Source organism: Croceibacterium mercuriale (genome assembly GCF_000802385.1).
GTDB classification, from domain to species: Bacteria; Pseudomonadota; Alphaproteobacteria; order Sphingomonadales; family Sphingomonadaceae; genus Croceibacterium; species Croceibacterium mercuriale.
Genome location: NZ_JTDN01000002.1, coordinates 139,021 through 153,103 on the forward strand (window position 1 = coordinate 139,021; position 14,083 = coordinate 153,103).

Annotated in this window: 13 protein-coding genes; 12 read left to right on the top strand and 1 reads right to left on the bottom strand. The window is 68.1% G+C overall.

What is annotated here, in order from left to right:
* The first annotated feature begins 107 nt into the window (after positions 1-107).
* From acnD to PK98_RS10325, 7 genes are all read left to right on the top strand, one after another.
* Positions 108-2,726: a Fe/S-dependent 2-methylisocitrate dehydratase AcnD gene (gene acnD / locus PK98_RS10295; protein ID WP_039096829.1), complete on the top strand. Its 2,619-nt coding sequence runs from the start codon at positions 108-110 to the stop codon at positions 2,724-2,726.
* On the top strand, positions 2,723-3,910 hold the full coding sequence (gene prpF, locus PK98_RS10300) for a 2-methylaconitate cis-trans isomerase PrpF (protein ID WP_039096831.1): 1,188 nt from the start codon (positions 2,723-2,725) through the stop codon (positions 3,908-3,910). The genes acnD and prpF overlap by 4 nt, the downstream gene beginning before the upstream one ends.
* 31 nt (positions 3,911-3,941) lie before the next feature.
* Positions 3,942-5,090 carry a bifunctional 2-methylcitrate synthase/citrate synthase gene (prpC, locus tag PK98_RS10305; RefSeq protein WP_039096833.1) on the top strand — a complete coding sequence of 383 codons (1,149 nt, stop codon included), beginning with the start codon at positions 3,942-3,944 and terminating at the stop codon, positions 5,088-5,090.
* A gap of 31 nt (positions 5,091-5,121) precedes the next feature.
* Complete coding sequence (locus PK98_RS10310) at positions 5,122-5,442, top strand: hypothetical protein (RefSeq protein ID WP_152608635.1); 321 nt, start codon at positions 5,122-5,124, stop codon at positions 5,440-5,442.
* A 28-nt stretch (positions 5,443-5,470) separates the two neighbouring features.
* Positions 5,471-6,391, top strand: coding sequence for a methylisocitrate lyase (gene prpB / locus PK98_RS10315; protein WP_039097541.1), 921 nt, complete (start codon positions 5,471-5,473; stop codon positions 6,389-6,391).
* Between the two features lie 38 nt (positions 6,392-6,429).
* Positions 6,430-7,452 carry an SDR family oxidoreductase gene (locus PK98_RS10320; RefSeq protein WP_407637620.1) on the top strand — a complete coding sequence of 341 codons (1,023 nt, stop codon included), beginning with the start codon at positions 6,430-6,432 and terminating at the stop codon, positions 7,450-7,452.
* A 67-nt stretch (positions 7,453-7,519) separates the two neighbouring features.
* Positions 7,520-8,494, top strand: coding sequence for an asparaginase (locus PK98_RS10325; protein ID WP_152608636.1), 975 nt, complete (start codon positions 7,520-7,522; stop codon positions 8,492-8,494).
* A gap of 3 nt (positions 8,495-8,497) precedes the next feature.
* Here PK98_RS10325 and PK98_RS10330 read toward each other — a convergent pair whose 3' ends face one another.
* Entirely contained in the window at positions 8,498-8,956 is a 459-nt protein-coding gene (locus PK98_RS10330) for a MaoC family dehydratase (RefSeq protein ID WP_039096837.1), read from the bottom strand.
* A gap of 89 nt (positions 8,957-9,045) precedes the next feature.
* Between PK98_RS10330 and PK98_RS16005 the strand changes: the two genes are divergently transcribed.
* From PK98_RS16005 to PK98_RS10355, 5 genes are read left to right on the top strand one after another with little or no spacing between them, the layout of a single operon-like run.
* Positions 9,046-9,354, top strand: coding sequence for an I78 family peptidase inhibitor (locus tag PK98_RS16005; protein WP_052208515.1), 309 nt, complete (start codon positions 9,046-9,048; stop codon positions 9,352-9,354).
* Positions 9,347-10,408, top strand: a complete 1,062-nt coding sequence (locus PK98_RS10340; RefSeq protein WP_235425487.1) for an enoyl-CoA hydratase/isomerase family protein — start codon at positions 9,347-9,349, stop codon at positions 10,406-10,408. Before PK98_RS16005 ends, PK98_RS10340 begins: the two co-directional genes overlap by 8 nt.
* A 47-nt stretch (positions 10,409-10,455) precedes the next feature.
* A complete protein-coding gene (gene cysD, locus PK98_RS10345; protein ID WP_407637621.1) occupies positions 10,456-11,397 on the top strand; it encodes a sulfate adenylyltransferase subunit CysD in 942 nt (313 codons plus the stop codon).
* Positions 11,397-13,331 carry a sulfate adenylyltransferase subunit CysN gene (gene cysN / locus PK98_RS10350; RefSeq protein WP_039096840.1) on the top strand — a complete coding sequence of 645 codons (1,935 nt, stop codon included), beginning with the start codon at positions 11,397-11,399 and terminating at the stop codon, positions 13,329-13,331. Before cysD ends, cysN begins: the two co-directional genes overlap by 1 nt.
* Positions 13,313-14,071 carry a 3'(2'),5'-bisphosphate nucleotidase CysQ gene (locus tag PK98_RS10355; protein WP_039096842.1) on the top strand — a complete coding sequence of 253 codons (759 nt, stop codon included), beginning with the start codon at positions 13,313-13,315 and terminating at the stop codon, positions 14,069-14,071. The genes cysN and PK98_RS10355 overlap by 19 nt, the downstream gene beginning before the upstream one ends.
* Positions 14,072-14,083: the final 12 nt, after the last annotated feature.

Consider the following 14,083-nt stretch of genomic DNA (forward strand, 5'->3'; position numbering starts at 1 on the left):
TTTGCCCTCCTGATAGCGCGCCCGGCGCGTAGACCTCTGGCGCAACAGCGGCAAGCTGCCCAAATGGTGTTTGCCTGCAAGCTCTTGGCGTGAAAAAGGATTGGTGCATGGACAGTTACCGCAAACCCCTGCTCGGCACCGACCTCCACTTCATCGACGTGCGCGCCGCGGTCGAAGCGATCCGGCCGGGGGCCTATGACCGCCTCCCCTATGTCGCGCGGGTGCTGGCCGAACAGCTGGTACGCCGGGCCGATCCGGCGGAGCTGCCGGGCTATCTGCAGCAGATTGCGGAGGGACGGCGGGATCGCGATTTCCCGTGGTACCCGGCGCGCGTCGTCTGCCACGACATCCTGGGTCAGACCGCGCTGGTCGACCTTGCCGGCCTGCGCGACGCCATCGCCGAGCAGGGCGGCGATCCCGCCAAGGTCAATCCGGTCGTGCCCACGCAGCTGATCGTCGACCACAGCCTGGCAGTGGAGCATGGCGGCCATGATCCGGACGCGTTCCTGCGCAACCGGGAGATCGAGGACCGCCGCAATGCGGACCGGTTCCATTTCATCGAATGGTGCAAGACCGCATTCGACAATGTCGACGTGATCCCGGCCGGCAATGGCATCATGCACCAGATCAACCTGGAACGGATGAGCCCGGTCGTGCAGGTGCGCGACGGCGTGGCCTTCCCCGACACCTGCGTCGGCACGGACAGCCACACCCCGCATGTGGACGCCCTGGGCGTGATCGCGGTCGGCGTGGGCGGGCTGGAGGCGGAGACGGTGATGCTGGGCCGTCCGTCCATGATGCGCCTGCCGGACAGCGTCGGCGTGCGCCTGACCGGGCGACGCGCGGAGGGGATCACGGCAACCGACATCGTGCTCGCCATCACCGAGTTCCTGCGGCACGAGCGCGTGGTCGGCGCCTGGCTGGAATTTTTCGGCGAGGGAGCCGAAAGCCTGTCGATCGGCGACCGCGCCACCATCAGCAACATGTGCCCCGAATATGGCGCCACCGCCGCCATGTTCTTCATCGACCGCCAGACCATCGACTACCTGCTGCTGACCAATCGCGCGCCCGAACAGGTGCGGCTGGTGGAAACCTACGCCAAGGCCACCGGCCTGTGGGCCGATGCGCTGGAAACGGCCGAATACAGCCGGGTGCTGGAGTTCGACCTGTCGACCGTCGAGCGCAACCTGGCTGGCCCCTCCAACCCGCACAAGCGCCTGCCGACCGCGGCATTGCACGATCGCGGCATCGCGCACGATCTGGCCGGCGCGATCGCGCAGGAGCAGGCAGGGCTGATGCCCGATGGCGCGGTCATCATCGCCGCCATCACGAGCTGCACCAACACCAGCAATCCGCGCAATGTGGTCGCGGCCGGACTGGTGGCGCAGAAGGCCAATGCGCTGGGCCTGCAGCGCAAGCCATGGGTCAAGACCTCCTTCGCCCCCGGATCGCGTGTCCCCAGCCTGTATCTGGAGGAAGCCGGCCTGCTGGAGGAGCTGGAGCGGATGGGCTTCGGCATTGTCGGCTTTGCCTGCACAACCTGCAACGGCATGTCCGGCGCGCTCGACCCCGCGATCCAGCGCGAGATCGTGGAGCGCGACCTGCACACCACTGCCGTCCTGTCCGGCAACCGCAATTTCGACGGTCGTATCCATCCCTATGCGCGGCAGGCGTTCCTCGCCTCCCCGCCGCTGGTGGTGGCCTATGCCATCGCCGGCACGATCCGCTTCGACATCGAGCAGGATGTGCTGGGCACCACGCCGGACGGTCAGGACGTCCGGCTCAAGGACATCTGGCCGACCGATGCGGAGATCGATGCCGTGGTCGGGGAGCATGTGAAGGCATCGCAGTTCCGCGACGTGTACGATCCGATGTTCGCGCGCGACCTGCACGGCCACGAGGCGGTGTCCCCGCTATATGACTGGCGTCCGCAGTCGACCTATATCCGCCGGCCGCCTTACTGGGACACGGCCGGTCTGGGCGCGCTGGCCGCCAGCCCGCGCACGCTGAATGGCATGCGGCCACTGGCGATCCTGCCCGACAACATCACCACCGATCACCTGTCCCCCTCCAACGCGATCCTGCCGACCAGTGCGGCGGGAGAGTACCTGACCAGCATGGGCGTGCCGGAGGAGGACTACAATTCCTACGCCACCCATCGCGGCGACCACCTGACCGCAATGCGCGCCACCTTCGCCAACCCGCAGTTGGTGAACGAGATGGCGCTGGTCGATGGCGAGGTGCGCAAGGGATCGCTGGCGCGCGTCGAGCCCGAAGGCACGGTGATGCGGATGTGGGAGGCGATCGAGACCTACCTGACCCGCCGGCAGCCGCTGATCATCATCGCCGGCGCCGATTACGGGCAGGGCTCGTCGCGCGACTGGGCGGCCAAGGGCGTCCGGCTGGCCGGGGTAGAGGCAATCGTGGCCGAGGGATTCGAACGGATCCATCGCACCAACCTGATTGGCATGGGCGTGCTGCCGCTGGAATTCACGCACGGCACCACCCGTCTGGGCCTGAAGCTGGACGGGACGGAGACCTATGACGTGCATGGCGATCCGCAGGCGGGCGCGGAACTGGTGCTGGTGATCCGCCGCCGTGACGGCAGCGTGGAGGAGGTGCCGGTCCTCTGCCGGCTCGACACCGCCGAGGAGGTCTCGATCTACGAGGCCGGCGGTGTGCTGCAACGCTTCGCGGAGGACTTCCTGGCGGCGGAGGCGGCATGAGCGTGGCACCGCAGGTCGCCATCTCCGCCACCTACATGCGCGGGGGCACCAGCAAGGGCGTGTTCTTCCGGCTGGAGGATCTGCCGGAACCCTGCCGCGTCCCCGGCCGCCCGCGCGACCGGCTGTTCCAGCGGGTGATCGGCAGCCCCGACCCGTATGGCGCGCAGATCGACGGCATGGGCGGGGCGACCTCCAGCACCAGCAAATGCGTGATCGTCGGCCCGGCGACCGTACCGGGTCATGACGTGGATTACCTGTATGGCCAGGTGTCGATCGACAGCGATTTCGTGGACTGGTCCGGCAATTGCGGAAACCTGTCCACTGCCGCCGGCGCCTTTGCCATTCATGCCGGCCATGTCGATCCGGCCAATGCGGTGGACGGCATCTGCACCGTGCGGTTGTGGCAGGCCAACATCGGCAAGACGATCATCGCCCATGTGCCGGTGGCGGATGGCGCGGTGCAGGAAACCGGCGCCTTCGAACTGGACGGCGTGACCTTCCCGGCCGCCGAGATCGTGCTGGAATTCATGGACCCGGCGGATGGCGAGGGCGCGATGTTCCCGACCGGCAATCTGGTCGACACGCTGGACGTGCCGGCGGAGATCGTCGCCGGAGGCAGGCTGCAGGCCACGCTGATCAATGCCGGAATCCCCACCATCTTCGTCCGTGCCGCCGATATCGGCCATACCGGTACCGAATTGCGCGACGCGGTGAATAGCGATTCACAGGCGCTGCACCGGTTCGAGGTGCTGCGCACGATCGGCGCCCTGAAGATGGGCCTGATCACACACGCCGAGGAGGCGCTGAAGAGGCAGCACACGCCCAAGATCGCCTTCGTGGCCCCGCCCGCGGCCTACACCACCGCCAGCGGGCGCGTGGTGGCGGCGGAAGAGATCGACCTGGCCGTGCGGGCCCTGTCCATGGGAAAGCTGCACCATGCCATGATGGGCACCGCCTCCGTCGCCATTGCCGCCGCCGCCGCGGTGCCGGGCACGCTGGTCAGCGAAGCGGCCGGCGGCGGGGAACGGACCTACGTACGCTTTGGCCATCCTTCCGGCATCCTGCGCGTTGGCGCGGAAGCGCAGCAGGTTGACGGGCGCTGGACCGTGACCAAGGCGGTGATGAGCCGCAGCGCACGCATCCTGATGGATGGCCGCGTGCACGTTCCGGCTGACAGTTTCTGAACACGATAACACAACAAGAACGGACCAGAGGATGACCGAAACCACCCCCTTCAAGCCCAAGAAATCCGTCGCGCTGTCCGGCGTCACGGCGGGCAACACGGCGCTGTGCACGGTCGGCCGCACCGGCAACGACCTGCATTATCGCGGCTATGACATCCTGGACTTCGCCGAAGAGGCGGAGTTCGAGGAGATTGCCCACCTGCTGGTCCATGGCCGTCTGCCGACCAGGCCCGAACTGCATGCCTACAAGCTGAAGCTGAAGGCGATGCGCGGGCTGCCGCTGGCCGTGCGCGAGGCGCTGGCCGCCCTCCCCGCTGCCGCGCATCCAATGGACGTGATGCGCACCGGCGTCTCCGCGCTGGGCTGCGCCCTGCCGGAGAAGGATGACCACAACACCCCCGGCGCGCGCGACATCGCCGACCGGCTGATGGCCTCGCTCGGCTCCATGCTGCTGTACTGGTATCACTGGAGCCACAATGGCCGCGAGATCAAGGTCCATACGGACGACGACAGCATCGCCGGCCACTTCCTGCACCTGCTGCGTGGGCGTCCGGCGTCCGAGAGCCATGTGCGCGCCATGCACACCAGCCTGATCCTCTATGCTGAACACGAGTTCAACGCCTCCACCTTCGCCGCGCGGGTGATCGCCGGCACGGGCAGCGACATGCATTCGGCCATCACCGGCGCGATCGGCGCGCTGCGCGGCCCCAAGCATGGCGGCGCCAACGAAGTCGCCTTCGAGATCCAGAAGCGTTACGCCACGGCCGACGAGGCGGAGGCCGACATCCGCGCCCGGATGGAGGCCAGGGAGGTCATCATCGGCTTCGGCCATCCGGTCTATACCGTCAGCGACCCGCGCAACGAAGTGATCAAGCGGGTCGCGAAGTCGCTGGCCGACGAAGCCGGCAGCACCACCCAGTTCGACATCGCGGAGCGGATCGAGACGGTGATGATGGACACCAAGAAGATGTTCCCGAACCTCGACTGGTTCAGCGCCGTCTCCTACCACCTGATGGGTATACCGACCGCCATGTTCACGCCCCTGTTCGTCATCGCCCGCACCAGCGGCTGGGCGGCGCACGCGATCGAGCAGCGCGAGGACAACAAGATCATCCGCCCCAGCGCAAACTACATCGGGCCGGAAGATCTGGCCTGGGTGCCGTTGGCAGAGCGGGGGTAAGCGGGTGCGGAACGTAGCAGCGGCGGCGATCGTGTTCGGCGTGAGCGCCGTCTACTGGCAGGGCGTAAGCATGGTTTCCGGCGCTGCGGAACCGTGGGACTCGCCGGCTTACGGCATCGCCTACCTGGTCGCCCTCGCCATTGCGCTGGCAGCGGGTCTGGTGATCGGACGGGCGGCCTGGCTGATCGGTCTGGCGATCAGCTTCGCGCAGATCCCGGTGATGCTCTGGAATGGCGACGGCGCCGTCGGAAACATGGCGGCGGCCGGATTGATCATCCTGGCTGCGCTGACGCTGCCGCTGATTGGTGTCGCAGCCCTGGGAACGATCATCAGAAAACGGCGTGCGCGCTGATGCCGCACAAACAATCCAAGGACGTATGATGCCCTATCTCCTCGCCTCCGACCTCCCGACCGAACCCGCCGGCAAGCGCTTCCGCGCGGGGCTGGAACGTCCCGGCATCTACCAGCTGCCCGGCGCGCATAACGGGCAGGCGGCGATCCAGGCGCGCAACGCCGGCTTTGACGGCCTGTACCTGTCCGGCGCGGCGATGACGGCCAGCATGGGTCTGCCGGATCTCGGCATCATCACGGTGGACGAGGTCGCGTTCTTCATCCGCCAGATCACCCGCGCATCGGGCCTGCCGCTGCTGGTGGATGGCGATACCGGCTATGGCGAGGCGCTGAATGTCATGCACATGGTCCGCACCTTCGAGGATGCGGGTGCCGGCGCGGTGCATCTGGAGGACCAGATCCTGCCCAAGAAGTGCGGGCACCTGAACGGCAAGAACCTGGTCAGCCCGCACGACATGGCCGCCAAGGTCGCCGCCGCCGCCAAGGCGCGGCGCGACATGGTGATCGTGGCGCGCACCGATGCCGCCGGCGTGGAAGGGTTCGACGCTGCGGTAGAGCGAGCAAGGCTGTATGTGCAGGCGGGTGCGGACGCCATCTTCCCCGAAGCGCTGAACACGCGCGAGATGTTCGAGAAGTTCGCAGCGGCAGTGCCCGACGTGCCGCTGCTCGCCAACATGACCGAGTTCGGCAAGACCCCGTTCTTCACCGCGACCGAGTTCGAGCAGATGGGTTACAAGATGGTGATCTGGCCTGTCTCCAGCCTGCGGATCGCCAACAAGGCGGTGGCGGACCTGTACGCCTCCATCCGCCAGCATGGCGGCACGCACGAGATGGTCGACCGGATGCAGACCCGACAGGAGCTGTACGACACGATCGGGCTGCACCAGTTCGAGGAACTGGATGCCAGCATCGTGCGGACCGTGGTGCCGCAGATGACCGGCGCAAGCTGACCGGACACATCGGCTCCGCTCGTCGTTAACCCTGCCGGATGGACGACAGAGCGGAGCCGGTGATGAACGACTACGAGACCACGCGCAGGACAATTCTGGGCGGTGCAGCGATGGGCTTGGCTGCAGGCGCGTTCGCCGCACCGGCGGCCGCGCAGGACGGTGGCGGCACGGCCGCGCGACGCCCGCTGCGCGACCCGCGCAGCGCCTATACGCGCGAACCCTTCCCCGAACAGCAGCAGGAATGGCCGGGGCTGGCCAGCCGCATGACCCCGCGCCCCGATCACGGCGAAAGCAGCTATCGTGGATCGGGCAAGCTGGCGGGCCGAAAGGCGCTGATCACCGGCGGCGACAGCGGCATCGGCCGGGCGGCGGCGATCGCCTTCGCCCGCGAAGGCGCCGACGTGGCGATCAACTACTACCCCACCGAGGAACCGGACGCGCAGGAGGTAAAGCAGCTGATCGAGCAGGCCGGTCGCCGCGCCGTGCTGCTGCCGGCCGACATCCGCACGCAGGCCGCCTGCGAGCAGACCGTGGCCAAGGCGATCGAATCGCTGGGCGGGCTGGATATCCTGGTGAACAACGCCGCCTACCAGCAGAGCAAGGCCGACATCCTGGAGATCAGCGACGAGCAGTTCGTCCGCACCTACGAGACCAATGTCTATCACGTGTTCCGCTTCAGCAAGGCGGCGGTGCCCAGCCTGCCGCCGGGCGCGGTGATCATCAACACGATCAGCCAGAACTCCTACGATCCGGGCGAGGAGCTGATCGATTATGCCAGCACCAAGGCCGCGATCCTGAACCTGACCAAGGGCATGGCCAAGCAGCTGGCGAAGAAGGGCATTCGCGTAAACGCGGTCAGCCCGGGTCCGATCTGGACCCCGCTGCAGGTCTGCGGCGGGCAGATCCCCGGCACGATGGGCGAGTTCGGACAGGACACACCGCTGGGCCGCGCCGGCCAGCCGGCGGAGCTGGGTGCGCTGTTCGTCATGCTGGCGAGCGACGAGACGACCTACTCCACTGGCACCGCCGTCGGGGCGCATGGCGGCGGCGGCAACCCTTGAGGCAGAGCTTGAGACCGGCACGCTTTGCCGCCATGGGCCTCGCCGTCCCCTCAGGAGGTGAGTGCCCATGAATGCCAGGCCCGGAGTGCTGCTGATCGATGCCGGCGGCACCATCGCCTCCGTGCCGGACGATCGCGGCGTGCTGGTCGGCCGGGTGGGCAGCGCCGGACTGGCCGCCGCCCTGCCGCCGCTGCCTCATGCCCTGACGGAGCGGCAGGCCTATGCCGGCCTGAGCGAGGACATGGGCTTCGGCGACGCCTTGCGCGTCATCGACCTGGCGGCAGCGGTCGAAGGCGATCCGGCGCTGGCCGGCACGGTCGTGGCCCATGGCACGGACACGATGGAGGATGTCGCCTTCCTCACCGACCTGTTCCATGGCGGCGCCAAGCCGGTGGTGTTCACCGGCGCACAGCGGGCACCTGGCGCACCCGGTGCGGATGGCATGGCCAACCTGCGGGACGCGCTGGCCGTCGCGACGGAGCCGGCTGCGCGCGGGATCGGCAGCGTCATCGTGTTCGGCGGCCGCATCCTGCCGGCCGCGTACGCGCTGAAGCTGGACAGCAGCGCGCCCGAGGCGTTCGGTCCGCCCGGTGCCGAGATCGGCCGGGTGGACGATCAGGGCATGCGCCTGCGATCCCTGCCCCTGCGACGCCCGGCCTTCGCCCGGGTAGAGCCGGATGCCACGGTCGAGATCGTCGCGCTGGCGCTGGGCAGCACCGGCCGGCAGGTCGACCTGCTGGTGGAGGCAGGCACGCGCGGCATCGTGGTGCAGGGTTTCGGCCGGGGCAACGTGCCTGCCGCCGTGCTGCCGGCGCTGGAACGCGCCCGGGCCGCCGGCGTGCTGCTCGGGATCGGCACGCATTGCATCGCCGGCGGCACCGCGCCGTCCTACGCCTCCGGCGCGGCGCTGGCCGATCTGGGGGCGATCCCCGCCGGCCCGCTCAGCGTCCGCAAGCTGCGCCTGTTGCTGGCCGTGGCTCTGGGCGATGGACGCATTGCGACGGAGGCGGAGCGGCTCGCCCGTGCCTGGCTCGCGGCCTGAATCCTAGCTTGCCGGCGGTCGGCACCTCTGCAGCCCGCTGCGGCGGCATTGCGCCACCAGTTCGTCCCGCTGGTTGAACGCCCGGTGCGCGAAGGTGACGATGCCCTGGTCCGGCCGTGATCGGCTGGGGCGCAGTTCCAGCACCTCTGTCTCGATCCTGAGCGTATCACCGATGAAGACCGGCCTGGGGAAGCGCACTTCGTCCCACCCCAGATTGGCGACGGCGGTGCCCAGCGTGGTATCGCCGACCGACACGCCCACCATCAGGCCCAGCACGAACACCGAATTGACCAGCACCTGCCCGAACTCGGTGCCGGCCATGTATTCGGCATCCAGGTGCAATTGCGCCGGATTGTGCGTCATGGTGGAGAACAGCAGGTTGTCCGTCTCCGTCACCGTACGGCGGATCGCGTGGGCGAAGACCTGCCCCACATGCAACTCGTCGAACCACAGGCCTGCCATTGTGCGTGCTCCTTCTCCCGTGCCAAAGCGTTAGCAGAGGGGAGCCGGGGCGCCAGTCGCCCGTTGAGGCTGCCAAAGGAGAACGATTGATGACGACCCGGATTCCCCTGATCCTGCTGGCGACCCTGTCGCTGACCGGGTGCAAGACGCATTGGGACAATGTGCGCGAGGAAGTGGCGCACCGGCGTGACGACGCGCCGTGCGACGCGACCGACCTGCAGGGGATGGTCGGCCAGCGGGTCGATGCGGAGATGGGCGAACGGCTGCGGCGCGGATCGGGCGCAAAGACCCTGCGCTGGGCGCCGCCGAACTCTGCGATGACGATGGATTTTCGCGAGGACCGGCTGACCGTGTCCTATGACGAGCGGATGGCGATCACCCGGATCAGCTGTGGCTGACACCATCGGCCCTGCGACGATCAACGACGTCCAGGTCTGGCGTGAGGGCGCGGTCGGCCGTATCCGGCTGGCGCGCCGCACCGCGCTGAACGCGCTGACGCCGCCGATGTGCGACGTCATGACCGGCGCGCTGCTGGGTTGGTGGCATGACGATTCGCTGACCACCATCATTCTGGACCATGCGCCGCAGGTGCGCGGCTTCTGCGCCGGCGGCGACGTCGCCTGGGTCCGGCAGTCCGTGCTGCGCGATGGCGGCAACGCGGCGCGGGCGTTCTTCGGGCACGAATACCGCCTGAACCACCTGCTGTTCACCTGCCCCAAGGTGCTGGTCTGCTTCATGGACGGGGTGACGATGGGCGGCGGCGTCGGGCTGGCGCTGCCCTGCCTGTATCGCGTGGCCACGCCCAACACGCTGCTGGCCATGCCGGAGGGTTCGATCGGCCTGTTCCCCGATGTCGGCGCCGGCTGGTACCTGCCGCGCCTGCTGCATCATGTCGGCCCGTTCCTGGCGCTGACCGGCGCCCGGCTGGACGGGGCGGAGTGCCTGTGGGCCGGGCTCGCCACGCATTACCTGCCGGACAATGCGCTGGAGGAGGCCAAGGCGGCGATCAGCGCCGATCCCGCCACGATCGAGCAGGTGCTGGAACGGCTCGCCACCACACCGCCGCCGGCGCGGCTTGAAGGCAATGCGGAAGCGATCGAGCACCTGTTCGCCGGCAGCACGCTGGCTGCCGTCCGCGCCACACTGGCCGCAGACGGCAGCCGCTGGGCGGCAAAGGAACTGGCGGCGGTGGACGCCCGCTGCCCCACCAGCGCCACGGTCGCCCTGCGCCTCTTCGCCGCGGATGTGCCCGATTTCGCGGCCGAGATGGCGCTGGAACACCGGATTGCGCTCCGCATGATTGCCCGACCGGACTTTGCGGAAGGCGTGCGTGCCGTGCTGGTGGACAAGACCGGCGATGCCCTGTGGCAACCACCTGCCATCGGCGCGGCGCTTGACGCCATCTTCGCACCCCTGCCGGCAGGAGAGGAGTGGACGCCGCACCGGGTCTGATCCGGCCGGCTTGCGCCCACCCAAGAAAATCTGCCCGCCCGCCCGCCTTGTGCAAAAGGGCGGCAGACGGCACTTCGGCCCCCATCATGCTGGGTCTGACACATCTCCAACGGCTCGAAGCCGAATCGATCCACATCATGCGCGAGGTCGTTGCCGAGGCGCAGCGGCCCGTGATGCTGTATTCCGTGGGCAAGGACAGCGCGGTGATGCTGCACCTTGCGCGGAAAGCGTTCTACCCTGCCCCGCCGCCCTTTCCGCTCCTGCATGTGGACACGACTTGGAAGTTCCAGGCGATGTACGCGCTGCGCGAACAGGCGGCGCAGGATGCCGGCATGGACCTGCTGGTCCACCACAATCCGGAGGCGATGGAGCGTGGCATCAACCCGTTCGACCATGGCCCGCTGCATACGGACATGTGGAAGACGCAAGGGTTGAAGCAGGCGCTGGACAAGTACGGCTTCGACGCAGCCTTCGGTGGTGCCCGGCGGGACGAGGAAAAGAGCCGCGCGAAGGAGCGCATCTTCTCCTTCCGCACGGCCAGCCATGGCTGGGACCCGAAGAACCAGCGGCCGGAGCTGTGGAACCTGTACAATGCGCGCAAGCACCGGGGCGAGAGCATCCGGGTGTTTCCGCTGAGCAACTGGACCGAGCTGGACATCTGGCAATATATCATGGCCGAGGGGATCAACATCGTACCCCTTTATCTCGCCGCGCCGCGCCCGACCGTGGAACGCGACGGCATGCTGCTGATGGTGGATGACGACCGCTTCCCCCTGCGCCCGGGGGAGGAGCCGGTGATGCGCTCCGTCAGGTTCCGCACGCTGGGCTGCTACCCGCTGACCGGCGCGGTGGAGAGCGCGGCGGCGACCCTGCCGGAGGTGGTGCAGGAAATGCTGCTGACCACCACCAGCGAACGCCAGGGCCGCGCCATCGACAAGGATGAAGGCGGTGCCGGCATGGAGAAGAAGAAGCAGGAGGGATATTTCTGATGGCCCTCCATTCCGAAGACCGTGCCTACCGCCCCGATGCGCTGATCGCGGAGGACATCGACGCCTATCTGCAGCAGCACCAGAACAAGGGCCTGTTGCGCTTCATCACCTGCGGGAGCGTGGATGACGGCAAGTCCACCCTGATCGGCCGGCTGCTGTACGACAGCAAGATGATCTTCGAGGATCAGCTGGCCGCGCTGGAGGCGGACAGCGCCCGCGTCGGCACGCAGGGGCGGGAGATCGACTTCGCCCTGCTGGTGGACGGCCTGGCGGCGGAGCGGGAACAGGGCATCACCATCGATGTCGCGTATCGCTTCTTCTCGACGGAGCGGCGCAAGTTCATCGTCGCCGACACGCCGGGGCATGAACAGTACACCCGCAACATGGTGACCGGTGCTTCCACCGCCGATCTGGCCGTGATCCTGGTGGATGCGCGCAAGGGCATGCTGGTGCAGACCCGCCGCCATTCCTTCCTGTGCCAGCTGCTGGGCATCCGCCATCTGGTGCTGGCGGTGAACAAGATGGACCTTGTCGGATACGACCAGGCCACCTTCGATGCCATCGTGGCCGATTACCGCGCCTTTGCCGCCAGCATCGGGGTGGAAGAGTTCACCGCCATCCCGCTCAGCGGCTTCCGCGGCGACAACATCACCGCAGCGCCGTCCGCCAGCACGCCGTGGTATGCCGGGCCCAGCCTGATGCAGCACCTGGAGACGGTGGAGGTCGGCAACGACGTCGCGCAGGAGCGCGCCTTCCGCATGCCGGTGCAATGGGTCAACCGCCCCAACCTGGATTTCCGCGGCTTCGCCGGGCAGATCGCCAGTGGCGTGGTGCGTGCGGGTGACGCCGTGCGCATCGTGCCGTCGGGCCGCACCACAACGATCAAGGCGATCGAGACGTTCGACGGCCCGCTGGAGCAGGCGGTCGCCGGCCAGTCCGTAACCCTGACGCTGGCCGACGAGGTCGATTGCAGCCGAGGCGACGTGATCGCGGCGGCGGAGGATCCGCCGGAAGCCGCCGACCAGTTCAAGGCCAGCATCGTGTGGATGGGCGAGGAAGCGATGATCCCCGGCCGCGCCTACTGGCTGAAGCTGGGCACACAGACCGTCAGCGCCAGCGTAGCGGCCCCGCGGTACGAGATCGACGTCAACTCGCTAGAGCATCTGGCCGCGCCCACCCTGTCGCTGAACGGGATCGGCGTGGCGGAGGTCACGACAGACCGGCCGCTGGTGTTCGAACCCTATGCCGACAGCCGGGCGCTGGGCGGCTTCATCCTGATCGACAAGCTGACCAACGCCACGGTGGCGGCCGGCCTGCTGCAGAATGCGCTGCGCCGGGCGCAGAACATCCACTGGCAGGCGCTGGATGTGGACCGGGCGGCCCGCGCCGCGCTGAAGGGCCAGCAGCCGCAGGTGCTGTGGTTCACCGGCCTGTCCGGCAGCGGCAAGTCGACCATCGCCAACATGGTGGAACGCAAGCTGCATGCCGCCGGCCGGCACACATTCCTGCTGGATGGCGACAATGTGCGGCATGGGCTGAACAAGGATCTGGGTTTCAGCGAGGCCGACCGGATCGAGAACATCCGCCGCGTGGGCGAGGTCGCCCGGCTGATGACGGATGCCGGGCTGATCGTGCTGACCGCTTTCATCAGCCCGTTCCGCGCCGAACGCGAGCTGGTTCGCAGCATGATCCCGAATGGCAGCTTCGTGGAGATCTTCGTCGACACCCCGCTGCAGGTGGCAGAGGCGCGGGATACGAAGGGGCTGTACCGTCAGGCGCGGGAAGGCAAGCTGCCCAACTTCACCGGCATCAGCAGCCCGTACGAGGCGCCCGAGCGGCCCGACATTCGCATCGACACCACCCGCAGCACGCCCGAACAGGCGGCCGAGATCATCGTGGCGCAGGTGCTGGGTGAATGGAGCCCGACCCTTTGACCCTGGCCGAGGATGCGGCCCTGGCCGCCCGGCTGGCGGCCGCCGCCGGGCGGATCGGGCAGGAAGTGCGCGCCGCCGCGCTGCTGGATGGCAAGGCGCTGGGCTGCACCGGGGATTGCACGGTCAACACCTTCCTGGTGGAGGCACTGAGCCGATTGCGGCCCGATGACGGCCTGCTATCCGAGGAACGCCGCGACACGCCCGAACGGCTGGGCAAGTCGCGGGTATGGATCGTCGATCCGATCGACGGCACCCGCGAATATGGCGAATGCCGCGCCGACTGGGCGGTGCATGTCGGCCTGGCGGTGGACGGCGTGGCGGTCGCCGGCGCCGTGGCGCTGCCGGATTGCGATGGCGGCACGGTCCTGACCTCGCACGATGTCACGCCACTGTCCGCCCATGCCGGCCCGCCCCGCCTGCTGATCAGCCGCAGCCGTCCCGCGCCCGAGGCGCTGGCCATCGCCGAACAGCTCGGTGGCGAGCTGATGCCGATGGGCAGCGCCGGGGCCAAGGCAATGGCGGTGGTCCGTGGGCAAGCTGACATCTACCTGCATTCGGGCGGACAATATGAGTGGGACAATTGCGCACCCGTCGCGGTCGCCGCCGCACACGGGCTGCATTGTTCACGCATCGACGGCTCGCCGCTGCGCTACAACAACCGGGATACCTATTTGCCCGACGTGCTGATCTGCCGGCCGCAATGGGCCGAGCGGGTGTTGAGGATCGTGGCGACGCTGTAGGCCGCCACGACC

Coding starts and splice junctions, on each gene's coding strand:
- prpF (WP_039096831.1), top strand. CDS start 2,723: ATGAGCGTGGCACCGCAGGTCGCCATCTCCGCCACCTACATGCGCGGG.
- PK98_RS10320 (WP_407637620.1), top strand. CDS start 6,430: ATGGACGACAGAGCGGAGCCGGTGATGAACGACTACGAGACCACGCGC.
- cysN (WP_039096840.1), top strand. CDS start 11,397: ATGGCCCTCCATTCCGAAGACCGTGCCTACCGCCCCGATGCGCTGATC.
- PK98_RS16005 (WP_052208515.1), top strand. CDS start 9,046: ATGACGACCCGGATTCCCCTGATCCTGCTGGCGACCCTGTCGCTGACC.
- acnD (WP_039096829.1), top strand. CDS start 108: ATGGACAGTTACCGCAAACCCCTGCTCGGCACCGACCTCCACTTCATC.
- PK98_RS10330 (WP_039096837.1), bottom strand. CDS start 8,956: ATGGCAGGCCTGTGGTTCGACGAGTTGCATGTGGGGCAGGTCTTCGCC.
- prpC (WP_039096833.1), top strand. CDS start 3,942: ATGACCGAAACCACCCCCTTCAAGCCCAAGAAATCCGTCGCGCTGTCC.
- PK98_RS10355 (WP_039096842.1), top strand. CDS start 13,313: ATGGAGCCCGACCCTTTGACCCTGGCCGAGGATGCGGCCCTGGCCGCC.
- prpB (WP_039097541.1), top strand. CDS start 5,471: ATGCCCTATCTCCTCGCCTCCGACCTCCCGACCGAACCCGCCGGCAAG.
- PK98_RS10325 (WP_152608636.1), top strand. CDS start 7,520: ATGAATGCCAGGCCCGGAGTGCTGCTGATCGATGCCGGCGGCACCATC.